23 protein-coding genes are annotated in these 23151 nt (G+C 67.8%); 15 read left to right on the top strand and 8 right to left on the bottom strand.

Features of this window, described 5'->3' with window-relative positions:
* Positions 1-187 precede the first annotated feature (187 nt).
* Complete coding sequence (gene grxD, locus LK996_RS14245) at positions 188-1111, top strand: Grx4 family monothiol glutaredoxin (protein ID WP_230528036.1); 924 nt, start codon at positions 188-190, stop codon at positions 1109-1111.
* A 161-nt stretch (positions 1112-1272) separates the two neighbouring features.
* On the opposite strand, the gene LK996_RS14240 is transcribed toward grxD, so the two are convergent.
* The 3 genes from LK996_RS14240 to LK996_RS14230 form a co-directional block, all read right to left on the bottom strand.
* Entirely contained in the window at positions 1273-1701 is a 429-nt protein-coding gene (locus LK996_RS14240) for a hypothetical protein (RefSeq protein WP_230528035.1), read from the bottom strand.
* Positions 1702-1804: 103 nt separating this feature from the next.
* Positions 1805-2341 carry a DUF924 family protein gene (locus LK996_RS14235; RefSeq protein ID WP_230528034.1) on the bottom strand — a complete coding sequence of 179 codons (537 nt, stop codon included), beginning with the start codon at positions 2339-2341 and terminating at the stop codon, positions 1805-1807.
* Complete coding sequence (locus LK996_RS14230; protein ID WP_230528033.1) at positions 2338-3114, bottom strand: AMP nucleosidase; 777 nt, start codon at positions 3112-3114, stop codon at positions 2338-2340. The genes LK996_RS14235 and LK996_RS14230 overlap by 4 nt, the downstream gene beginning before the upstream one ends.
* Before the next feature lie 175 nt (positions 3115-3289).
* On the opposite strand from LK996_RS14230, the gene LK996_RS14225 reads away from it, so the two are divergent.
* From LK996_RS14225 to LK996_RS14200, 6 genes are all read left to right on the top strand, one after another.
* Entirely contained in the window at positions 3290-4639 is a 1350-nt protein-coding gene (locus tag LK996_RS14225; protein WP_230528263.1) for an amidohydrolase, read from the top strand.
* Positions 4636-5931, top strand: coding sequence for an amidohydrolase family protein (locus LK996_RS14220; protein ID WP_425493791.1), 1296 nt, complete (start codon positions 4636-4638; stop codon positions 5929-5931). Before LK996_RS14225 ends, LK996_RS14220 begins: the two co-directional genes overlap by 4 nt.
* A gap of 37 nt (positions 5932-5968) precedes the next feature.
* Positions 5969-6373, top strand: a complete 405-nt coding sequence (locus tag LK996_RS14215; RefSeq protein WP_230528032.1) for a DUF1761 domain-containing protein — start codon at positions 5969-5971, stop codon at positions 6371-6373.
* A gap of 2 nt (positions 6374-6375) precedes the next feature.
* On the top strand, positions 6376-7005 hold the full coding sequence (locus LK996_RS14210) for a 2-hydroxychromene-2-carboxylate isomerase (protein WP_230528031.1): 630 nt from the start codon (positions 6376-6378) through the stop codon (positions 7003-7005).
* A 3-nt stretch (positions 7006-7008) separates the two neighbouring features.
* Positions 7009-7953: a DegV family protein gene (locus LK996_RS14205; RefSeq protein ID WP_230528030.1), complete on the top strand. Its 945-nt coding sequence runs from the start codon at positions 7009-7011 to the stop codon at positions 7951-7953.
* 79 nt (positions 7954-8032) lie between these two features.
* Entirely contained in the window at positions 8033-8371 is a 339-nt protein-coding gene (locus LK996_RS14200; protein WP_230528029.1) for a hypothetical protein, read from the top strand.
* Between the two features lie 3 nt (positions 8372-8374).
* On the opposite strand, the gene LK996_RS14195 is transcribed toward LK996_RS14200, so the two are convergent.
* Positions 8375-9037, bottom strand: a complete 663-nt coding sequence (locus tag LK996_RS14195; RefSeq protein ID WP_230528028.1) for a helix-turn-helix transcriptional regulator — start codon at positions 9035-9037, stop codon at positions 8375-8377.
* 493 nt (positions 9038-9530) lie between these two features.
* Between LK996_RS14195 and LK996_RS14190 the strand changes: the two genes are divergently transcribed.
* Both LK996_RS14190 and LK996_RS14185 read left to right on the top strand, forming a co-directional pair.
* Entirely contained in the window at positions 9531-11198 is a 1668-nt protein-coding gene (locus LK996_RS14190) for a hypothetical protein (protein ID WP_230528027.1), read from the top strand.
* Positions 11199-11241: 43 nt separating this feature from the next.
* Positions 11242-11919, top strand: a complete 678-nt coding sequence (locus tag LK996_RS14185) for a Dph6-related ATP pyrophosphatase (protein ID WP_230528026.1) — start codon at positions 11242-11244, stop codon at positions 11917-11919.
* Here LK996_RS14185 and fghA read toward each other — a convergent pair.
* Positions 11892-12722, bottom strand: a complete 831-nt coding sequence (gene fghA / locus LK996_RS14180; RefSeq protein ID WP_230528025.1) for an S-formylglutathione hydrolase — start codon at positions 12720-12722, stop codon at positions 11892-11894. The genes LK996_RS14185 and fghA overlap by 28 nt on opposite strands.
* 13 nt (positions 12723-12735) lie before the next feature.
* Positions 12736-13845, bottom strand: a complete 1110-nt coding sequence (locus LK996_RS14175) for an S-(hydroxymethyl)glutathione dehydrogenase/class III alcohol dehydrogenase (protein ID WP_230528024.1) — start codon at positions 13843-13845, stop codon at positions 12736-12738.
* Positions 13846-13959: 114 nt separating this feature from the next.
* On the opposite strand from LK996_RS14175, the gene LK996_RS14170 reads away from it, so the two are divergent.
* A complete protein-coding gene (locus tag LK996_RS14170) occupies positions 13960-15615 on the top strand; it encodes a hypothetical protein (RefSeq protein ID WP_230528023.1) in 1656 nt (551 codons plus the stop codon).
* A gap of 12 nt (positions 15616-15627) precedes the next feature.
* Here the strand turns inward: LK996_RS14170 and LK996_RS14165 are convergent, their stop codons facing one another.
* Both LK996_RS14165 and yihA read right to left on the bottom strand, forming a co-directional pair.
* Positions 15628-17004 (bottom strand): glutamate--cysteine ligase, encoded by a 1377-nt coding sequence (locus LK996_RS14165; RefSeq protein WP_230528022.1) that lies wholly within the window; start codon positions 17002-17004, stop codon positions 15628-15630.
* A gap of 94 nt (positions 17005-17098) precedes the next feature.
* On the bottom strand, positions 17099-17698 hold the full coding sequence (gene yihA, locus LK996_RS14160) for a ribosome biogenesis GTP-binding protein YihA/YsxC (protein WP_230528021.1): 600 nt from the start codon (positions 17696-17698) through the stop codon (positions 17099-17101).
* A gap of 169 nt (positions 17699-17867) precedes the next feature.
* Here yihA and LK996_RS14155 point away from each other — a divergent pair, with 169 nt between their 5' ends.
* The 5 genes from LK996_RS14155 (at position 17868) to LK996_RS14135 (ending at position 23137) form a co-directional block, all read left to right on the top strand.
* Complete coding sequence (locus tag LK996_RS14155) at positions 17868-18635, top strand: c-type cytochrome (RefSeq protein WP_230528020.1); 768 nt, start codon at positions 17868-17870, stop codon at positions 18633-18635.
* A 119-nt stretch (positions 18636-18754) separates the two neighbouring features.
* Entirely contained in the window at positions 18755-19384 is a 630-nt protein-coding gene (locus tag LK996_RS14150; RefSeq protein ID WP_230528019.1) for a thiol:disulfide interchange protein DsbA/DsbL, read from the top strand.
* A 41-nt stretch (positions 19385-19425) separates the two neighbouring features.
* Positions 19426-20277 (top strand): thiol:disulfide interchange protein DsbA/DsbL, encoded by an 852-nt coding sequence (locus LK996_RS14145; RefSeq protein ID WP_230528018.1) that lies wholly within the window; start codon positions 19426-19428, stop codon positions 20275-20277.
* 32 nt (positions 20278-20309) lie between these two features.
* A complete protein-coding gene (locus LK996_RS14140; protein WP_230528261.1) occupies positions 20310-21047 on the top strand; it encodes an endonuclease/exonuclease/phosphatase family protein in 738 nt (245 codons plus the stop codon).
* 191 nt (positions 21048-21238) lie between these two features.
* A complete protein-coding gene (locus tag LK996_RS14135; RefSeq protein ID WP_230528260.1) occupies positions 21239-23137 on the top strand; it encodes a lytic transglycosylase domain-containing protein in 1899 nt (632 codons plus the stop codon).
* Positions 23138-23151 lie beyond the last annotated feature (14 nt).

The following is a 23151-nucleotide window of genomic DNA, read 5'->3' as shown; positions in this document are numbered from 1 at the left end:
CTCGGGAAACGGGAGACAGGCCTACGCTTCGGCTCGTGGTCCCGTCGGTCGAAGGGGCGCTCGCCTCCCGTTTCCCGAGTTTCCCGTTTCCCGTTTCCCGCCTTCCCGCCTTCCCGCCTTCCCCTTTCCGGCCCCCCAACACCCACAGGTCTACAATACGCGTTCCCCCGAACACCACGCCCACGCCATGTCCCTCGACCCCGCCCTGCGCTCGCGCATCGACACGCTGCTGTCGGACAACCGCATCGTCCTGTTCATGAAGGGCCAGCCGCAGTCTCCGCAGTGCGGTTTTTCGGCGAAGGCCGTGGGCGCGCTGAACTCGCTCGGCATCGACTACAAGCATGTCGATGTGCTGTCGGATCCCGAGATCCGCGAAGCGATCAAGCTCTACGGCGACTGGCCGACGATCCCGCAGCTCTATATCGGCGGCGAACTCGTGGGCGGCAGCGACATCATCGAGCAGATGGCGAACTCCGGCGAACTGCATTCCGCGCTCGGCCTGCCGCAACCCGATCGCACGCCGCCGCGCATCCGCATCGGCGCCTCCGCCATCGAAATGCTGCGCAACGCGATCACCGATGCGGGCGGCGACGTCGTCGTGCGCATGGACATCGATGCGCAGTACCGCACGCGGCTGCACCTCGCACAGCCGGATCCGAACGCGGTGACCGCGGAAGTCGACGGCATCCGCGTGCAGTTCGACCTCGCCGGCGCACGCCGCGCCGAAGGTTTGAACATCGACTGGGCCGACGACGAACGCGGCCGCGGCCTGATCATCGACAACCCCAACGCGCCGAAGCCGGTGCAGTCGATGACGCCCGCGCAGGCGATCGAGCGCCGCAACGCCGGCACGCTACGCATCGTCGACGTGCGTCCGGGTGAAGAACGCGCGCTCGCGTCGATCGCCGGCGACGTGCTGAATTTCGACAACGGCCTTGAAGACATCGAAGCGCTGCCGAAGGGCACCGCGCTCGCGTTCCTCTGCCATCGCGGCGGCCGCAGCCAGCAGGCGGCGGAGCATTTCCGCACGAAGGGCTTCCGCGAGGTCTACAACATCGCCGGCGGCATCGACGCGTGGGCTGACGTCGATTCGAGCGTCGCGAAGTACTAATCAGCGACGTCGGTCGAACAGCTTCGTCGCGCCGCGCGAAGCGATGCCAAGGCCGACCAATACAGCAAGGCCCCCGACGGGGGCCTTGTAGCTTCCATAGGTCGTAGCCGCCCAGGTCGCGTCGATGCCTGCGCTCACGTTGGCTCGCGACGGCGCAGGCATCAGGGCGTGAACGACACTTCGAACGAGATATAGAACGGCGCCTTCGACGGCACGTAGAACATCTGCCGAGACAACTTGTCTTCCATGCACTTGGCCAGGCCCGTGTCGGCGTTGCGCCAGTGGCCGGTCGCGTTGCCCTTCGCGTCGAGTTCGAGGACGACGGTGAAGGGTTTGATCGCTTCGTCGGTGCGGCAGGCATCGGCCGCGCGTCCGAGCACGCCCGATTGCGAGCGGCGCAGCATGTCGGCGGCGATCTTCGACATCGCGGCTTCATCGCGATCGGCGAGCGCCTTGGCGGCGTCGTAGTCGAGCGACGCGACGACCGGCGATGCGGCAACGGGTGCGGGCGCGACAGGCGCGGTTTGCGAAGACGCTGGCAACGTGGGCGCGGCGACAGTGGCGGCGAGCAGGGCGAGGGTCGTGATCATGGGGCGATGCTAACTGACGCGACCCAACCCCTGCCCTGCCCTTCCACGCAGCAGAGGGAGTTCCTTCAGGTACGTCCGCCTGCTTGAAGACGGTGAAGCGCCTTCAGAAACCGCCGCCGGCCTCCAGCCATTCGCGTTCTTCGGGCGTGCTTTCGCGACCCAGCGCCGCATTGCGATGCGGGAAACGCCCGAAGCGGCGGATCACTTCCATGTGCTTCTTCGCCCATCCGCCGTCGTCGCCTTTCGGCAACGTGGCGTGCAGCGCCACGGCGCGCTCCTGGTCGGCGAGCGCCTCGGAGTGCTCGAACGGCAGGTAGAAGAAGATGCGCAGCGCGGGATCGACCTGCGTGTCGAAGCCTGCGTCGATCGCCCGTGTGGCGAACCGATGCGCCAGCGAATCGGTCGCGTACATGTGCGCGGTGCCGCGGAAAATGTTGCGCGGCACCTGGTCGAGCAGGATCAAAAGCGCGAGGGCGCCGTCGGCTGTCATCATCCAGTCGTCGAGCTTGCGCGACGCCGCCACGAAATGCGCCGCGCCCAGCCGCGCTTCGCATTCGCGATCGAACGCCGCGCCGCCGCGGAACCACTTCGTCGGCCCCGCCTGCAACCAGAAGTCGATCACCTCGCGTGCGTCGATCATTCGTCGAATCTCAGGTGCTTCACGCTCTTGCCATGGCGGCGAATCAGGCGCAGCGCCTCGATGCCGACCTGGATATGGCGTTCGACGAACTCCGCGCTCACCCGCGCGTCCGACGCTTCGGTCTTCACGCCTTCGGGCACCATGGGCTGGTCGCTCACGAGCAGCAACGCGCCGCTCGGGATGTGGTTGGCGAACCCGGCGGCGAACAACGTCGCGGTCTCCATGTCGATCGCCATGCAACGCATCGCGCGCAGGCGCTCCTTGAAGGCTTCGTCGTGTTCCCACACGCGGCGGTTGGTCGTGTAGACGGTGCCGGTCCAGTAGTCGTGGCCGAGGTCGCGGATCATCGTCGACACCGCGCGCTGCAGGGCGAATGCGGGAAGCGCGGGGACTTCGGGCAACAGGTAATCGTCGGACGTGCCTTCGCCGCGGATCGCGGCGATGGGCAGGACGAGGTCGCCGAGCAGGTTCTTGCGCTTGAGCCCGCCGCACTTGCCGAGGAACAGCACCGCCTTCGGCATCGTCGCCGACAGCAGGTCCATCACCGTCGCGGCGTTGGGGCTGCCCATGCCGAAGTTGATCATGGTGATGCCGTCGACCGTGGCGCTCGGCATCGGACGGTCGAGGCCGACGACCTGTGCGCCCGTGAGCCGCGCGAAATGGCCGAGGTAGCCGCCGAAGTTGGTCAGCAGGATGTGCTCGCCGAAGCCTTCCAGGGGAACGCCGGTGTAGCGCGGCAACCAGTTCTCGACGATCTGCGGCTTGTCCTTCATGCAGCACATTCTATGCGCGGCGTGACCAAAGGCACGTTGGCAATCGCGCCGCACAATGGCTAGCGTGCGGGGGTTGCGCCTGGCGCACTCACGAAAGGGGAAGGATGTGATCAAGCCATTGGCCGCCGTCGTCGCGACGGTCCTGCTCGCCGGCTGTGCCAGCAGCGCGGGCACCGTGAAGAGCGACGCGCCCGCCGCGTCGACCAAGCCGCGCTGGCTCGACGATCCGTATGCGAGCACCTACCAGCGCGTGGCTTCCCCGCCGGTCTTCATCACCGGCGCGACCGTGCTCACGGGCACCGGCACGCGACTGGAAAACGCCGACGTCGTGCTGCAGGACGGCAGGATCGTCGCGGTCGGCACGGGGTTGCAGGCGCCGGCCGGCGCGATCCGCGTCGACGCGCAGGGCAAGTGGGTCACGCCGGGCATCATCGACATCCACTCGCACCTGGGCGTGTATCCGAGCCCGGGCATGAGCGCGCACAGCGACGGCAACGAAATGACCGGCCCGGTCACGCCGAACGTGTGGGCCGAGCATTCGATCTGGCCGCAGGATCCGGGCTTCCTCACCGCGCTCGCGGGCGGCATCACGAGCCTGCAGGTGTTGCCGGGGTCGGCGAACCTGATCGGCGGTCGCGGCGCGACGCTGAAGAACGTCCCGTCCACCACGTACCAGGGAATGAAATTCCCGGGCGCGCCGTGGGGCCTGAAGATGGCGTGCGGCGAAAACCCGAAGCGCGTGTACGGCCAGAAGGGCGGCCCGGCGACGCGCATGGCGAACGTCGCCGGTTACCGCGCGGCTTTCATCGAAGCAGCCGAATACCTGAAGAAGCAGAAGCCGAACGGCGAAGGCAAGGACGCGAAGGACGCCCAGCCCGGCGCGCGCGACCTGAAGAACGACACGCTCGCCGGCGCGATCAACGGCGACATCCGCGTCAACATCCACTGCTACCGCGCGGATGAAATGGCGACGATGCTCGACCTCGCGAAGGAGTTCGGGTTCAAGATCGCCGCGTTCCACCACGGCGTCGAGGCCTACAAGATCGCCGACCGCCTGGCCGCGGAAGGCGTATGCGGCGCGCTGTGGGCCGACTGGTGGGGCTTCAAGATGGAAGCCTTCGACGGCATCCAGGAAAACATCGCGCTCGTCGATCGCGCCCCCAACGGTTGCGCGATCGTGCATTCGGATTCGGAGGAAGGCATCCAGCGCCTCAACCAGGAAGCGGCGAAGGTGATCGCCAACGCGCATCGCGTCGGCATCGACATCACGCCCGAGCACGCGATCCTCTGGCTCACGCAGAACCCCGCGAAGGCGATGGGCATCCTCGACCAGACGGGCACGCTCGAGCCCGGCAAGATGGGCGACGTGGTGGTGTGGAACGGCAATCCGTTCTCCGTGTACGCGCACGCCGAACAGGTCTACATCGACGGCGCACGCATGTACGACCGCAACGATCCGTCGCGGCAGCCGAAATCGGACTTCATGCTCGGCCAGTCGGCCGGTGCGCGCGGGGGTGTGCGATGAACAAGCTCATGACACGGTCGATGATGACGAAGGCGCTCGTCGCCGCATGCGCGCTCGCGCTGTCGGGCGCCGCGTTCGCGCAGGACCTGCTGGTGCGCAACGCGAAGGTGCATACCGCGACCTCGCGTGGCACGCTCGAGAACACCGACGTGCTCGTGCGCAACGGCCGCATCGCCGCGATCGGCGCGAACCTCGCCCCCGGCAATGCGACCGTCGTCGATGCCGGCGGCCATGCTCTGACGCCTGCGTTGTTCGCCGGCATCACCGACATCGGGCTGGAGGAAGTCTCCGGCGAAAGCAGCACGGTCGACAGCGCGCAGGCGCTCGGCGAAGAGAAGGATCCGGCGGTGCATCCGGAGTTCGACGTGACGCTGGCCTACAACCCCGAATCGGTGCTGCTGCCGGTCGCGCGCGTGGAAGGCCTCGGTTGGACGTTGCTCGCCGCGGGGTCGACGACCGGCGGATCGATCGTCGCGGGCCAGGGCGGCGTCGTTCGCCTGGACGGTTCGCTCGACCCGGTGGGCGCGAAGGTGTTGTTCGTGTCGCTCGGGTCCGGTGCGTCGTCGATGACCGGCAACTCGCGCGCGGCGCAGTGGATGATCCTCGACCAGCTCGTCGCCGAAGCGCGCGGCCGCCTGTCGCCGGACTCGAAGTTCGCGATGCTCAATCCGATGGGCCGCGCCGCGCTGGCGAAGTTCCTCGACAACCGCGGACTGATGGTCGTCAGCGTCAATCGCGCGGCCGACATCGTGCAGCTGCTGCGCTGGAGCAAGCGCAACAACGTGCGCATTGCGGTTTCCGGCGGCGCGGAAGCGTGGAAGGTCGCCGACCAGCTCGCCGCGGCGAAGGTGCCGGTGTTCGTCGACACGCTGGCCGACCTGCCGGGCGACTTCGACCAGATCGGCGCGACGCTCGAGAACGCCGCGCGCCTGCGTGCGGCGGGCGTGCAGGTCGCGATCCAGAGCGCGGGCTCGCACCACGCGCGCAAGATCCGGCAGATGGCCGGCAACGCGGTGGCCAACGGCCTGCCGTGGGAAGACGGCCTTGCCGCGCTGACGCGCGTGCCGGCGGAAACGTTCGGCGTCGCCGGCGATTTCGGCACGATCGCGGTCGGAAAGCGCGCGGACCTCGTGCTGTGGAGCGGCGATCCGCTGGAAGTGTCGAGCGTCGCCGAGCAGGTGTGGCTCGATGGCCGCGCGCAGCCGATGAAGTCGCGCCAGACGGAACTTCGCGATCGTTACATGCGTGCGCCATCGGCCCTGCCGCGGGCGTATCCTGCGGGCTCCGAGTAAATCCCTACTTGGAGCTGGAGCCGGGGAGGGTTCCGACATGCATCATCTGAATTGGTTGGCCATCGTCGCCGCGGCCGTGTCTGCCTTCGTCCTCGGCGGCATCTGGTACGGGCCATTGTTCAAGAACGCGTGGTGCCGCGAAGCGGGCATCGACCCGAACGCCGCGCCGAAATCGCATCCGGCGAAAACGTTCGGCGTCGCGTTCGTCGCGGCGCTGATCGCTGCGTACGGCTTCGCGATGCTGCTGCACCTGATGAACACCGGCCCGGAGTTGTGGAAGACGGTGCACGCGGGCTTGATGGTCGGCTTCTTCTTCGTCGCCATGAGCTTCGGGATCAACTACGCGTTCGCAGGCCGCAGCCTCAAACTGTGGTTGATCGACTCGGGTTACCACATCCTGCAGTTCGCGCTGTACGGCCTGATCCTGGGTCTCTGGCACTGACGATGGACGCGCCGTTGCGCTGGTACTTCGACTTCCTTTCGCCGTTCTCCTACCTGCACTGGCAGAAGGTGAAGGCGTTGCGTGCGACGCACGCGGTGGAGCCGGTGCCGGTCGTCTTCGGCGCGGTCCTGTCCGCGGTGGGCCAGCGCGGCCCCGCGGAGATTCCGGGCAAACGCGAGTTCACCTATCGGCACGTGCTGTGGCAGGCGCGCGCCGAAGGCGTGCCACTTGTATTTCCGCCCGCGCATCCGTTCAACCCGCTCGGCGCGCTGCGCGCGTGCATCGCCGCGGACAGCGGCGCCGATGCGGTGGATACGATCTTCGACTGGATCTGGCGCGATGGCCGCCCGGTCGACGGCGACGCCGCGCTGCGTCCGCTGCTCGATCGCCTGGGCCTGGCGCCCGAAGCCATCGTCACGCCGCAGGTGAAAGCGGCGTTGCGCGCGAACACCGAGGCCGCGATCGCTGCCGGCGTGTACGGCGTGCCGATGCTGCAGGTCGGCGATGCGCTGTTCTGGGGCAACGACGCGCATCCCTTCGCGCTTGCTGCACTGCACGATCCGTCGGTGCTGCAGGATGCTGAAATGCAGCGTATTTCGAAGTTGCCCATCGGCATCACGCGGAAGGAGTGACGCATGCGTATCGGTTTGGTGGTGGATTCGGCGTGCGACCTGCCCGGCGAATACCTGCGGCGCAACGGGTTCACGATCCTGCCCATCACCGTGCACATCGGCGATGCCACGCGCGTGGACCAGCGCGACGAACGCGAGACGCTCGCCTTCCTGCATTCGCACGTCGCCGAGGGCGGCGCCGAAGCGGAGACCTCGCCGTTCTCCGTCGAGCAGATCACCGCGCTGTTCCTCGACAAGCTCGTGATCGACTACGACTACGTGTTCTGCATGACGATCACGAGGACGCGCAGCCCGATCTACGACAACGCGCTGCAGGCGAGCTACGCGATCCTCAACGAGTACCGCGGCGTGCGCATGGCCGCGGGCCACGACACGCCGTTCTCGCTGCGCGTGATCGACACGCAGACGCTGTTCGCCGCGCAGGGCATCACCGCCGTCGAAGCCGTGCGCCTGCTGCAGGCCGGCGAAGGCGCGCCGAAGATCCGCGCGCGCCTGGAACACCTCGCGCTGCACACCTACGGCTACATGATCCCGCGCGACCTGTATTACCTGCGCGCCCGCGCGCGCAAGAAGGGCGACCGCAGCGTCGGCCTGCTCAGCGCGGCGCTCGGTTCGGCGCTCGACATCAAGCCGGTGTTGCGCGGTTATCGCGGCGAAACCGCACCGATCGGCAAGGTGAAGGGTTTCGACAACGCGGTGCAACGCCTGTTCGCGCACACCGCCGACCGCGTGCGCCGCGGCCTGATGACGCCCACCGTGTGCCTCAGCTACGGCGGCGAACTCGAGGAAATGCGCGCCCTGCCCGGCTACGACGACCTGCGCGTGACCTGCCAGAGCTACAACGTCGAGATGTTCGAGAGCGTCATGAGCCTCACCGGCATGGTCAATGTCGGCAAGGGTGCGGTGGTGGTGGGCTTCGCGTCGGAGCCGCACACGTTCGAAGGCTGACGTTGACGCTGCGCACGCACGCGGTTCGCGACGATCGCGATGAATGCGATCCCGACGAACGCGATCCCGGAGGAACGCGATGACCCGTTTCTATCTGAGCCTGCCCGATCCGAAGTCCGCGCGCGGCGCGGACGCGGCGACGTCGTTCACCGCCAACGGCGCCGAGGAATTCGCGGCGCAACTGCAGGATGCGCTGCGCACGCGCTCGCTGTTCGAGCGCTGGGCCGCGCGGCAGGACGACCCGGACGACATCGACGACGCGCTCGCCGTCACCGATCCGAACGCCACCGTCACCGGCGAACAGCACGACTTGCGCATCGACCTGCTCGCGAAGACGACGTTGTCCGCGGCGATCCTGCGCCATCGCCTGCGCCTGCTCGCGGGCGATGGATGGCAGCTGCGCGACGTCGCCGCGTAGCGGTTACGACGAAGCGCGTTCCGGGCTGCTGACGTGCGCGGCGAGCAGCGCCATGCGTCCATGCACGCCTTCGCGTTCGAACACGTGGTGCAGGTGCGTCTTCACCGTTTCCGGCGAAATGCCGAGCTGGCGCGCGATCTGCTTGTTGCTCATGCCGCGCGCGGCCCAGTGCACGATCTCGCGCTGGCGTTCGGTGAGCGAAGACCAGTCGCCGGGATGATCGGGCGTGCCGTGCAACGGCGGATCCGGCATCGGCGATGGCGGGGGAACGCCGGTACCTGCATGGAGCGACTCGACCAGCAGTTCGGGCGCGACGACGAACAGGCCCGACTCGGCGGCACGGATCGCGCGCATCACGATCTCGGGCGGGTCGAGCTTGCCCAGGCACGCATGCCCTTGCGCATCGATGCTGTGCCGTAGCGCGTCGACATTGGGGTTGCGATAGAAGTAGAGCCGCCTCGGAGGAGGCAGTTGCGGCTTCCGTCGCTCGCGCTCGACACCGGGGTCGTCGCCGTCGAGCAGCAGCAACGCAGGCGGGGAATTCGCGCCGTTGCGTGGCTGGGCAGGCGCATAGGCCCCCAGCCAGTCGAGTTCGCCACGCAGCGAGAGCAGGTGCTGCATGCGCGTGCGCCATGCAGCGTCCAGACCGATCACAAGAACAGGCATCGCACTCATCGTCAGGGTTCCCGAGCAATAGGAAAGCTCGGCGCCCCTGATTCGCCGCATGTTTGCCAACGCGCGTGCTTCGCGAAAGCGGTCACCCGTTTGTTCACCCACCAAAACGATTGTGCGTGAAAGCCCGCAGGGGGACGCTCGCATCCCCCAGCGCGACACGATCGCGCACCTCGTCCTCCGCTGCATGTTCCCCCTTCATGCAGCCACCTGGCGACGGAGCACACCTCCGTCGCCTTTTTTTGTGCGGGACGTGAGGTATGTGCGGAACGTGCGGATGCAACGCATGAGTCGCGCGTGGGAGGACAGGGGGACCCATCACCCGGACGCGTGATTCCCCATGTGAAAGCGGCCATTGGATGCTCTGCCGCCGCAGCCCGGCGGGGGATTCGGACTGCGTTGCGCTTCCCCTACCCGAAAGGAGCATACCATGTACAGGAACACCAAGAGGCAGGGGCTGCGGACGCGATGGCCCCTCGCGCTTTCCATGGCACTGGGCATCGGTTTGGTAGCCCTCACCGCAATCGCGCTGGTACCCAGTGAACCCCTGGAGATCGACGGCAATGCCGTGGACAACAACAACGGCGGCGAGGACTGGGAAAACAACAGCCCGGTCGTGAAGAAGGACGTGGTCGCAAGCTCGACCACGGACGACGTCTACATCCAGGGCGGATCGAAGGACGAACGCGACGTCAGTTCGACCGGTATCACGACGAACTACTGGCAGCACGGCTTCAACAGCGTGCCGGGCAAGGACGACCTCGTGCATGCGTTCGCGAAGGAATACCCGCAACCCAGTGGCGACAAGTTGCTGTACTTCGGTGCGACCCGCCTGGTGAACGACGGTGACTCCGCGATCGGCTTCTGGTTCTTCAAGAAGTCGATCAAGGAACTGCCGGGCTCGAACTTCTCGGGCGCGCACTCGGTCGGCGACATCCTGATCACCTCCGACTTCAACAAGGGCGGCGGCAGCAGCATCATCAACGTGTTCGTGTGGAACGGCTCGGCGGCGGTGCCGCTCACGACGGTGAAATCCTCCGCCGCGGGCCTCAAGCCGAAGGACCCGATCCCGCAGGTGTTCTGCGACGTCGGCATCAACGCGCCCGACAACGGCATGTGCGCGGCGGCGAACAAGACCAAGGTCGCGATCCCGACGGTGTTCGCCGATTACGTGTTCGGCCAGCAGGCGGTGAAGCCCGCCGACAACATGTTCCCGGTCGGCACGTTCTTCGAAGGCGCCATCGACCTCGGCGCGCTGGGGCTGGATCCGACGACGTGCTTCTCCTCCGTGCTCGCGATGACGCGCAGTTCGTCGTCGACCGACGCGCAGTTGAAGGACTACGTGCTGCAGACGTTCGGACAGTGCGGCGTGGAAGTGACGAAGGTCTGCAAGGCCACGACGATCTCGACGAACGGCCAGTTCCTCACCAGCACCTACGACGTCAACGTCAAGGCGATCGGCGGCACGCTGACGGACGTGGCGTTCGCCGAAGACATCACGCTGTCCTTCGGCGCCAACGCGACCACGCAGCCGACCGGCTTCCCGCGCTGCAAGCGCACCGACACCGGCCAATGGCTGCAGACAGGGACCGCCTCGCCGATGGCGACGTCGCTGGCGTCCGGCGATACCGCGACCGTCGAAGTCGCGTGCGACCACACGACCGAGAGGCTGTTCAACAACGTCACCGGTACGGCGGGCGATGGTGCGGACGGCGTCGAAGGCAGCTTCGTCATGGAGGAGACCTGCGAGCCACCCTTCGAAACCGCGGTCCAGGTGACCAAGGCCTGCGATACGGTCGAAGTGATCGCCGTCGGCAACACCGTGCAGCCGCGGGTGTGCAACAAGATCACGGTGACCAACCAGTCGAACGAAGGCCTGGTGAACATCGCGCTGGTCGACGCCCCCGAAGGCGGGAGCGAGGTCGCGGTGACCGCGGATTCGCTGACGGGTGCCGCCGTGCCGACCACGCTCGGCGTGAATGGCTCGTTCGTCGTGACCCACTGCTACATCCCGACGAAGACGAACGGTAGCCAGACCAGCCCTGGCGCCGCCGCCTTCCTCAACGAAGCGGGCGTGAGCGCGGAAGGCGCGCTCAGCGGAAACGACAGGAGCGACACCGGCGACGTGCAATGCCGTTTGTGTCCGGCACCTTGATGCAAGGGCGATAATCGACGCAGGCCCATGGCATGGAGCGTCGATGCGCAGGCAGATGGTGTTGTCGTGGAGTGGCGGCAAGGACGCCGCCTGGACACTGCACAGGTTGCGTGCGACTGGCGAGGCCGACGTCGTCGGCCTCGTCACCACGGTGACCTCGGGTTACGAGCGCATCGCCATGCACGGCATCCGTCGCGACCTGCTGCAGGTGCAGGCACGCGCGACGGGGTTGCCGGTGATCGAAGCGGTGATCCCGCCGCAATGCGACAACGCGACCTACGAGGCCTCGTTCGCGCAAGCGTTGCAGGACGCGCGCACGCGCTGGCCCGCATGCGAGACGATCGCATTCGGCGACCTGTTCCTCGCCGACGTGAAAGCGTGGCGCGAAGCGTTGTGTGCGCGGCTCGGGTGGACGCCGCACTTCCCGCTCTTCGGCAGCGACACGGCCGCGCTCGCGCGCGAGATGCTCGCCGGCGGGTTGTGCGCGCAGTTGTGCGTCGTCGACACGCAGCAACTCGATGCGTCGTTCAGCGGCCGCGCATTCGATGCGGCGCTGCTCGCCGACCTGCCCGCGTCCTGCGATCCGTGCGGCGAGAACGGCGAGTTCCACACGCTCGTGCACGACGGGCCGATGTTCGACCATCCGATCGCGATCGAACGCGGCGAACGCGTATTGCGCGACGAGCGCTTCGCCTACACGGACTTCAGCGTCGCCGCGTGATGCGCGATGTGGTCGCCGATGAACGAGGCGACGAAGTAGAACCCGTGGTCGTAGCCGGGCCGCATGCGGAAATCCAGCGCGTGCCCACCTTCGGCGCAGGCCGCGCGCAGCAGGTCGGGTTGCAGGCGGTCGGCGAGGAAGGGATCGGCATCGCCCTGGTCGACGCGCAGCGAGAACCTGCGGGTCGCCGCGCGCAACAGATCGCAGGCATCCCATGCCTTCCACGCCGCGGGATCGTCGCCGAGATACGCATGGAACGCCTTGCGACCCCACCCGCGCGACGCCGAACAGATCGGCGCCAGCGCCGACACGCTGTGGTAGCGCGCCGGATGCCGCAATGCGCAGATCAACGCGCCGTGGCCGCCCATCGAATGGCCGCCGATGCTGCGCGCGTTGGTCACCGGAAAGTGCGCTTCGATCAGCGCGGGCAACTCTTCGGCGACGTACGCGTGCATGCGGTAGTGCGCCGACCACGGCGCTTGCGTCGCATCGACGTAGAAGCCGGCGCCGAGTCCGATGTCGTCGCCCTCGGCATCGGCAACGCCGGGCCCGCGCGGACTCGTGTCGGGCGCGACGAGCACCAGTCCGTGTTCGGCCGCGTAACGCTGCGCGCCCGCCTTGGTGATGAAGTTCTGCTCGGTGGCGGTCAGGCCCGACAGCCAGTACAGCACCGGACACGGGCGGCGTTGTGCGTCGGGCGGCAGGTAGATGCCGAAACGCATCGCGCACGATGTCGACGTCGCGTCGTGTTCCCACACTTCCTGCGTGCCGCCGAAGCACGCGTGCGATTCGATCTTGCGCATCGACACGACCCCGTCAGAAATGAATCACGGTGCGGATGGATTCGCCGCGATGCATCAGGTCGAACGCTTCGTTGATGCGTTCCAGCGGCATCGTGTGGGTGATGAAGGGATCCAGGCGAATGTCGCCGCGCATCGCCGCCTGCACCATGCCCGGCAACTGCGTGCGTCCCTTGACGCCGCCGAACGCAGAACCGCGCCACACGCGCCCGGTGACGAGCTGGAACGGCCGCGTGCGGATCTCCTGCCCCGCGCCGGCGACGCCGATGATGACGCTCTCGCCCCAGCCCTTGTGGCAGCACTCGAGCGCCGAACGCATGACATCGACGTTGCCGATGCATTCGAAACTGAAGTCGACGCCGCCGTCGGTCATCTCGACGATGACGTCCTGGACGGGCTTGGCGTGGTCCTTCGGATTGACGAAGTCGGTCGCGCCCATGTCGCGCGCGAGATCGAACTTCGACGGATTGGTGTCGACGCCGATGATGCGCGACGCGCCCGCCTGCTTCGCGCCCTGCACCACCGCAAGGCCGATGCCGCCGAGCCCGAACACCGCGACGGTGTCGCCCTGCTTCACCTTCGCCGTGTTGTGGACGGCACCTATCCCGGTGGTGACGCCGCAACCGAGCAGGCACACCTTCTCCAGCGGCGCCTGCGGGTCGATCTTCGCGAGCGACACCTCGGCGACGACGGTGTATTCGCTGAAGGTGCTCGTGCCCATGTAGTGGTACAGCGGCTGGCCGTTGTACGAGAAGCGCGACGTGCCGTCGGGCATCACGCCCTTGCCTTGCGTCGCACGCACGGCCTGGCACAGGTTGGTCTTGCCGGAGAGGCAGAACTTGCACTTGCCGCATTCGGCCGTGTAGAGCGGAATGACGTGGTCGCCCGGTTGCACGCTGGTCACGCCTTCGCCGACTTCGACGACCACGCCGCCGCCTTCGTGGCCGAGCACGGCGGGAAACAGCCCTTCGGGATCGTCGCCACCCAGGGTGAATGCGTCGGTGTGGCAGACACCGGTATGCGTGATGCGCACGAGCACTTCGCCCGCTTTCGGCGGCGCGACGTCGATCTCGACGATTTCCAGCGGCTTTCCGGGGGCGAACGCAACGGCGGCGCGCGACTTCATGACGGTGGGGGCTCCGGTCTGAGGCGAGCCGCCAACGCTACACCATCGAGGAAGGCCGCTGCATGTCGCGCATGACGTTGGTGTCTCTTGATTCCTCAACCGTGAGCCGAGCCCATGCGTTGCGCTCTCCTGCCCGTCGCCGTCGCCACCGTCCTGCTGCTTGCCGGCTGCGAAGCCAGCACACCGAAACAGGAAGCCGCCGCCACGCCCGCACCGCCGCTGTTCGAGACCTTCGGCGAGTTGCATCGCGACATCGGCACGCAGGTGCCCGCTGCGCAGCGTTACTTCGACCAGGGCCTGCGCATGATGTACGGCTTCAACCACCAGGCGGCGGGCAATGCGTTCGCCGAAGCGGCGCGCCTGGATCCGGAATGCGCGATGTGCGTGTGGGGCCAGGCGCTCGTGCTCGGTCCGAACATCAACATGCCGATGGTCCCCGACGTCGCGCCGCAAGCCGCCGCGCTCGCGAAGAAGGCGCAGCTGCTCGCCGCCAACGCGAAGCCCGCCGACCGCGCGCTCATCGAAGCGCTGGCCTTGCGTTACGCCGATCCCGCGCCCGCGGATCGCGCGCCGCTCGATCGCGCGTACGCCGATGCGATGGCGAAGGTCGTCGCGCAGTTCCCCGAAGACGACGACGCGCAGGCGATGTACGCCGAATCGCTGATGGACCTGTCGCCGTGGAATTACTGGACGCCGGCGGGCGAGCCGAACGCCGACACACCGAAGATCGTCGGCGCCATCGAGACCGTGCTGAAGCGCAATCCGAAACACATCGGCGCGATCCACTACTACATCCACGCGGTCGAGGCCTCCGCCGATCCCGCGCGCGCCGAAGCGCTCGCCGACACGCTCGGCGACCTCGCGCCCGGTTCGGGCCACCTCGTGCACATGCCCGCGCACATCTACATCCGCACGGGCCGCTACAACGACGCCACGACGACCAACTTCCGCGCCTCCACCGCCGACAAGGATTTCCTCGCGGTGTGCCGCGGCAGCAACGGCATGTATCCGCTCGGCTACGTGCCGCACAACTGGCACTTCGCCGTGCTGAGCGCGGGCCTGATGGGATCGCGCGCATTGGCCACGCAGTCCGCGGACCAGACGCGGCAGCGCGCGGACATGACGCAGCTGGATGCGCTCAACTTCATGCAGCACTACGTGGTCGCGCCGTTGCAGACCGAAGTGCGCTTCGGGCAGTGGGACGCGATCCTCGCGCGCGAACAGTCGCCCGCGCCGCAGGCCTATCCCACCGGCATCTGGCACTTCGCGCGCGGCCTGGCGCAGGTGCGCAAGGGCAACGTGGCCGAGGCGCAGCGCGAACTCGATGCGTTGCAGAAACTCGCGGACGATCCGGAACTGGCGAAGCTGATGCTCGGCACGACGAACTACGTCGGCGATCTGCTGAAGGTCGGCGCCGGTGTGCTGCGCGGCGAGCTGCTCTCCTCGCAAGGCAAGCACGACGCCGCGATCGCTTCACTGCGCGCGGCCGCGGAGATCGAGGACCGCCTGATCTACAACGAGCCCGCCGACTGGCCGCTCCCGGTCAACAACTTCCTCGGCAACGCGTTGCTGGCGGCGAAGCGCCCGGACGAAGCGGCGAAGGCGTTCCGGAACGACCTGGTGAAATTCCCGAAGAACGGCTGGGGCCTGTTCGGCCTCGCGCAGGCGCAGGAAGCGATGGGCGACAAGGTCGCGGCGGCGGAAACGCGCAAGCAATTCGACGCTGCGTGGCAGTGGTCCGATACGAAGCTCACTGCAGCGGTCTTCTGACGCGCGGTTCGCTCAGTACGCGAACTCGCTGAAAACGCGGTCGATGTTGCCTTCCCACGGCCCTTGGTAAAGCGCGAGCTTGCGCTCCGCCGGGGTCAGGTTGGCTTCCGCCGATTCGATCAGCGGGTCGAGGAACACGCGTTCGTCCGAGCCGCTCTTGTTGTGGCGCGCGCGACGGTGCAGGCCCGCGGCGGAAATCTTCAGCGCTTCGATCGCGAGTTCGCGCACGGTCGCCTGCGTGTTGCCCAGGCGCGCCGGCAACTTCAACGCGTGCTTCGGCACGCCGTCGCGCAACGCGTGGCGTTCGGCGCGGTTGAAGTCCTTGACCAGGTCCCACGCGGCATCGAGCGAGGCATCGTCGTACAGCAGGCCGACCCAGAACGCGGGCAGTGCGCAGATGCGATTCCACGGACCGGAGTCGGCGCCGCGCATCTCGAGGTACTTCTTCAGGCGCACTTCGGGGAACGCGGTGGTCATGTGGTCCGACCAGTCGCGCAGCGTCGGCAGCGAGCCCGGCAACACGTCGAGGTTGCCGTCGAGGAACTTGCGGAACGACTTGCCCGACAGATCGAGGTATTCGCCATTGCGATACGCGAAATACATCGGGACATCGAGCAGGTAGTCGACGTAACGCTCGAAGCCGAAGCCGTCCTCGAACACGAAATCAAGCATGCCCGTGCGATCCGGATCGGTGTCGGTCCAGATGTGCGAGCGATAGGAAAGGAATCCGTTCGGCTTGCCTTCGGTGAACGGCGAGTCGGCGAACAGCGCGGTCGCGATCGGCTGCAACGCGAGCGACACGCGGAACTTCTTCACCATGTCGGCTTCGCTGGCGAAGTCGAGGTTGACCTGCACGGTGCACGTGCGCGTCATCATGTCCAGGCCGAGATCGCCGCGCTTGGGCATGTACTCGCGCATGATCTTGTAGCGGCCCTTCGGCATCCACGGCATTTCGTCGCGGCGCCACTTCGGCTGGAAGCCCATGCCGAGGAAGCCCAGGCCGAGCTCCGACGCGACCGTCTTCACTTCGGCGAGGTGGCCGTTGGTTTCGCGGCAGGTGTCGTGGATGGTTTCGAGCGGCGCGCCGGAGAGCTCGAGCTGGCCGGCGGGTTCGAGCGACACGTTCGCGCCTTCGCGGCTCAGCGCGATCGTGCGTCCGTGTTCCTGCACCTGTTTCCAGCCGAAGCGCTGCAGGCCATCGAGCAGCGCTTCGATGCCGCGATCGCCGTCGAAGGTGGGCGCGCGCAGATCGTCGGTGCGGAAACCGAACTTCTCGTGCTCGGTGCCGATGCGCCAGTCGGCGCGCGGCTTGTTCCCGGACGCGAGGTATTCGACCAGTTCGCGCCGGTCGGTGATGGGAAGTTCGGCGACGTTGCTGAGACTCGACATCGAGGCACTATAGTCCTCGCGTGTTCAGGTGATCGTCACGCCATTGGGATGCTGGCGTTCCGCGAGCGCGGCTTGTCGCGCAAGCGGCGTTGCGTCAGAGGCCGAGCCAGCGCGCGGCGACGGCGCGCAACTCGTCGACGCCCTGCTTCGACTCGGCCGAGAAGGTCTGCACCGACACGGTGTCGCCGAACACGCGCGACAGCTCCATGCGCACGGCCTGCAGCGTGTTGCCTGCCGCACCGCGCCCGAGCTTGTCGGCCTTGGTCAGCACCGCATGCGCGGGAATGCCGCGATTGGCCGCGTACCCAAGCATCTGCCGATCGTAGTCCTTCAGCGGGTGGCGGATGTCCATGACGACCACCAGGCCCTGCAGGGCATCGCGCGTGGAAAAGTAACCGTCGAGGAACTGCTGCCAATGCGCCTGCAGGTCCTGCGGGACCTTCGCGTAGCCGTAGCCCGGCAGGTCGACCAGGTGCCGCTGCGGCGCGACTTCGAAGAACACCAGCTGCTGGGTGCGGCCCGGGGTCTTCGACACGCGGGCGAGCGCGTTCTGCTGGGCGAGTGCGTTGAGTGCGCTGGACTTGCCGGCGTTGGAGCGGCCGGCGAACGCGATCTCGGCGCCTTCGTCGGGCGGCAGTTGACGGTAGTTGTGCGCCGACAGCACATAGCGGGCGCGGGCAAAAGGGTTGGCCATGCGCACAGGATCGCATGCGCGGGCCGACCCGCGCCCGGGGCACCCGCCCTGCGGTTTGACCGCCCCGTACGCCGCCGTCGATAATCCCGCGCCTTCGCGACCGCTTTGTGTGGTCCGCGACCCCCCGGATGGGTTCGAGCCCACCGGTTCCCGAATTACGGAGCTTTGCATGCGCCACGCACGCGTCCTCGGCTACGCCGGTCTTGCCGCCGCTTTCGCGGTCGCCGCCGTCGCCTTCGCCCAGTCCACCGTGACCCCTGTCGCGCCCGACGCCCAGGTGGAAACCAAGCCGCTGGTCGAGGCCAAGCCGGTCTGGGGCGATGCGAAGAAGGGCGCGACGCTCGCCGGCACCTGCGCGGCCTGCCACGGCCTCGACGGCAACCCGACCGACCCGCAGTACCCGCGCCTGGCCGGCATGCCGGAGCGTTACATCGCGCACCAGCTGGCGCTGTTCAAGAGCGGCGAGCGCAACACCGGCATGGCCGCGGTGATGAAGCCGTTCGCCGACCCCCTGAGCGCGCAGGACATGCGCGACCTCGGTGCGCACTTCGCGACCCAGAAGGCGGGCGCGGGCGTGGCCGACGACACCCCGATCGCCACCGGCCCCAACGCCGGCATGAAGTTCTACGAAGTCGGCGAGCGCCTCTTCCGCCAGGGCGACGTGGCGCGCGGCATCCCCGCGTGCATGGCGTGCCACGGTCCCTCCGGCGCCGGCAACCCGGGCCCGGCCTATCCGGCCATCGCCGGCCAGCAGTCGGCCTACGTGCAGCGTCGCCTCGAGGAATACCGCACGGGCACGACCACGGCGAAGGAACCGCACCTGTTCAACGTCATGGCCGCAGTGGCGAAGCCGCTGACCGACGAAGAGATCCAGTCGCTGGCCTCCTACGTCCAGGGCCTCCACCATCGCTCGGACGACGTCGCCGCGCAGCAGTGACGCCGGCGGGAACCTCGACCAGCGCAAGCTGTCGAAGCGTTCACGACCCTGATCCGTACGCCGGCCCCACACTGAGGCCGGCGTTTTTTTTGAAACGAACCGCGAGCCAGAGACCGCCGATGACCCGCCTCCTAGCCTTGATGCTGTTGTCGCTGTTGCTGCCCGTCGCCGCGTTCGCGCAGTCCGCGCCGGCCGCGCCGGTCGAGGGCGTGCATTACGAAACGCTCGCCAATCCCGGCACGTGGGACAAGGTCGGCAAGGGCGAGATCGAAGTCGCCGAGATCTTCCATTACACGTGCATCCACTGCGCCGACCTCGCGCCGAAGCTCGAATCATGGAAAGCCACGCTGCCGAAGAACGCGAAGGTGCGTTACGTGCCCGCGGCCTACGGCCTCGACGATGACTTCGCGCGCGCGTTCTTCGCCGCCGATTCGCTGAAGGTGTTGCCGCGCACGCACGTCGCGACGTTCGAGGCGTTGCACGCGGACCACGCGCTGCCGCGCAATGCGACCGACGGCGAGATCGCCGCGTTCTACGCCACGCTCGGCATCGACGCGAACAAGTTCGCGGCCGCGCAGAAGAGCCCGCAGGTTGCCGCACGCGTGAAGGCCGCGCACGACTTCATCGGCCGCACGCAGATTGGCGGCACGCCGACGATCATCGTTGCCGGCCGCTGGAAAGTGATGGGCCGCTCGCTCGACGATCTGCTCGCCAACACCGCCGCGCTGGTCAAGAACCCGCCGCGCTGATCGAACATCGCCATTCCCCCCAGGTTTCCGAGGATCGACCCATGACCCCACGCGTCCTGCTTCCCCTGCTGCTCCTCGCGCTCGCCGCGTGCAGCCAGTCGAACACCCCGCCTGCCGCCGACACCGCGGCTGCCGCTTCCACGGCCGCGATGCCGGTCAGCGCCGACGAACCCGCCGCGAGCGCGACCGTCGCGCCGGCCGCCGCCTCCACCGCCGCGGTCGCGCAGGATCCGGCCGCCGACGCCGCCGCGCAGCAGGCGCTCGCCGCGGCGAGCGATCCGTCGGGCCTGGTCGAAGGCCGCGATTACGAAGTGATCAAGAACGGCGAGCCGTGGAAGCCGCTCAACGGCAAGATCGAAGTCGTCGAAGTGTTCGGTTACGTGTGCCCGGCCTGCGCCGCGTTCGACCCGCTGGTCGAATCGTGGAAGGCCAAGCTCCCGGCCGACGTGCGCTTCTCGTACGTGCCGGCGCCGTTCGGCCCCGAGTGGAACCCGTATGCGAAGGCGTTCTACGTCGCCGAAGCGATGAACCTCGTCGACAAGTCGCACAGCGCGCTGATCCGCGAGATCCACGTGACGCAGTCCATGCCCGGCGAAGGCGACGGCCCGAACGAGCAGAAGATCGCCGACTTCTACGGCAAGTACGGCGCGAACCCGAAGGAATTCCTCAGCACGATGAATTCCTTCTCGGTCAACGCGCAGGTCAACAAGGGCCGCCAGTTCATGATCCGCTCGGGCGCGAACAGCACGCCCACGCTGATCGTCAACGGCAAGTACCGCGTCACCGGCAACAGCTTCGAGGACATGATCCGCATCGCGAGCCAGCTGATTGCGCGCGAACGCGCGGCCACGGCCGGCCCCGCCGCGCCGGCCGCCGCTCCGTCGCAGGGCTGATCGCGGGAACGATGTCGAACCGCCGCCTCAAGCTGCTCAGCGCGAACATCCAGGCCGGGTCGAGCACCCGCCGCTACACGGACTACGCGATGCGCAGCTGGTCGCACGTGCTGCCCGCCGGCAACAAGCGCGGCAGCCTGGATGCGATCGCGCAACTCGCGGGCGGCCACGACATCGTCGGCCTCAACGAAAGCGACCCCGGCAGCTTGCGGTCGGGGTTCACCAACCAGACGCACTACCTCGCGCAACGCGGGGGCTTCGCGTACTGGAGCCACCAGCCGAACCGCCGCGTCGGCGGCGTGGCGTCGAGCGCGAACGGGCTGTTGTCGAAGCTCGAACCGGTCGAAGTGCACGACCATCCCCTGCCCGGCCGCGTGCGCGGGCGGGGCGTGCTGCTCGCGCAGTTCGGCAACGGCGACGAAGGCCTCACGGTCGCCGTCGCGCATCTTTCGCTCGGCGCGGGATCGCGCGCATCGCAGCTGTCGTTCATCGCCGAGCTGCTGCACGACCATCCGCACGCGATCCTGATGGGCGACTTCAACTGCGATCCGGACCGGCCGGAGATGCAGACGCTCTACAAGCGCACGCGCCTGCAGCCGCCGTCGCTGTGCGTGCCGACGTTCCCGAGCTGGCGGCCGCAGCGCGCGATCGACCACATCCTCACCACGTCCGAGTTGCAGGTCGCGAGGATGGAAGCGTTCGCGGCGGCGCAGTCGGATCACCTCGCGATCGCGGCCGAGATCGACGTGCCGGAAAACGCGCTGCGCTGACCGGGATTCACGGTGGCTTCGCTATAGTCGAGCCACATCGCCGTCTCCCCCAACGGTCCCCCATGTCGCGTCATTCGCTGCCGCTTGTTTTTGCCTTGGTTTTCGCTGCCTCGACCTCCGTGTCGGCGCAGCAGTCGCCGGCACGTCCCGCACCCGCGCCCGCCGCGTCGCGCACCGTCGCGCCGCCGCCGTTGAACAACGCGCCGATCAGGATCGTGCCGCGCCGCGACGAAGTGCGCGCCGCGTTCTCGGCCGCGGAACTGGGCAAGCTGACGCCCGCGCAATCGTCGGCGCTCGCCGATCATCCGCTCGCCGGCTGGGTCGAATACGCCGCGTTGCGTCGCGGCATCGACACGCTTCCCGCGCAGCGCGCACAAGCCTTCCTCGCGAAGTACCGCGGCCAGGCCGTCGCCGGCGCGTTCCGAGAACTCTGGCTCGCCGCGTTGTCGCGTCGCGAAGACTGGCCGACGTTCCGCAGCGCGTGGGATCCGTCGATCGACGACGTCGCGTTGCGTTGCGCGGAGCTCGACGCACGCCAGGCCACCGGCGCCACGGATGCGAAGTGGATCAGCGATGCACAAGCGATCTGGCGCAGCACCGGCAAGGCATTGCCGTCGACGTGCGACGCTGCATTCGCAGTGCTCGCATCGAAGGGCGGATTGCCGCCCGAATTGCGCTGGGAACGCATCGAGAAAGCCGCGAACGAATGGGAACCGGCGGTCATGCGCAGCGCCGCACGTGGCCTGCCCGCCGCCGAAGCCGCGCTCGCCAACGATTACGCCGCGTTCTTCGAAGCCGTGCACGATCGCGCGCTCAGCTGGCCGAAGACGCCGCGCAGCCGATTGATGGCCTCGCAGGGCCTCGCACGCCTGGCGAAGTCGGTGCCGATGCTCGCCGACACGACGTTGCCGAAGTTCGCCGACGCCTTGCAGTTCACCGAAGCCGATCGCGCGCGCGTGCTCTACCAGGCGGCGTTGTGGACGGTCGCATCGTACGAACCCGACTCCGCACGCCGCCTCAACGCGGTGCCCGAAAGCGCGTACGACGACCGCCTGCACGAATGGCGCGCGCGCGAAGCGATGTCGCGCAGCGACTGGCCCGCGGCGCTCGCCGCGATCCGCAAGATGGGCGACAAGCAGCGCAACGATTCGCGCTGGACGTACTTCCAGGCGCGCCTGACCGAGATCGCCGGCGACAAGGCCGGCGCGCAGGCGTTGTATCGCCAGGCCGCGCGCAAGCCGGAGTTCCATGGTTTCCTCGCCGCAGATCGCATCGGCGAGCCTTACGCGCTGTGCCCCGTCGACGTGAAGTTCGGCACGCCGGAACAGGCGGCGATCGCGCGCGATCCGGCGATCGTGCGCGCGATGGCGCTGTACCAGGCCGATCGTCCGGGCTGGGCGCAACGCGAGTGGGACGATGCGCTGTCGCGCTTCAGCGATGCGCAGCGCCGCAGCGCGGTGGCGGTTGCGCAGGAGTACGGCTGGTTCGATCGCGCGGTGTTCTCGTTCGGCAAGCAACCCGAGGAGCAGCGCATGTATGCGTTGCGCTTCCCGTTGCACCACGACGCGACGATCCGCCGCGAAGCCGCGAAGAACGGCCTCGACCCCGCGTGGGTCGCCGCCGAGATCCGCGCCGAGAGCACGTTCAATCCGAACGCGCGCTCCGGTGCGAACGCGATGGGCCTGATGCAGGTCGTGCCCGCGACCGGCATGGCGGTCGCGCGTCGCATCGGCCTGCCCTGGAACGGCGCGTCGACGCTGTACGACCCCGACGCCAACATCGCCATCGGCACGGCGTACCTGCGCCAGCTCTACGACAAGTACGGCCCGCCCTACCAGGTGCTCGCCGGCTACAACGCGGGCCCCGCGCCGCTCGCGCGCTGGCAGTCGCAGCGGCCGGGCATGGATCCGGACTTCTGGATCGAGACCATCAGCTACAAGGAAACGCGCGAGTACGTCGCGCGCGTGCTCGCCTTCAGCGTGATCTACGACTGGCGCCTCAACGGCGACGCGGCGCCGGTGAGCGATCGCATGCGCGGCCGCAGCGGTACGGCGCGCAAGGGGTTCGTTTGCCCGACACCGGGCGGCTGACCACATAATCGGCC

The organism is Noviluteimonas lactosilytica (assembly GCF_020866925.1).
In the GTDB taxonomy this organism is placed as follows: Bacteria; Pseudomonadota; Gammaproteobacteria; order Xanthomonadales; family Xanthomonadaceae; genus Noviluteimonas; species Noviluteimonas lactosilytica.
This window is presented reverse-complemented; position numbering and strand designations above follow the sequence as displayed.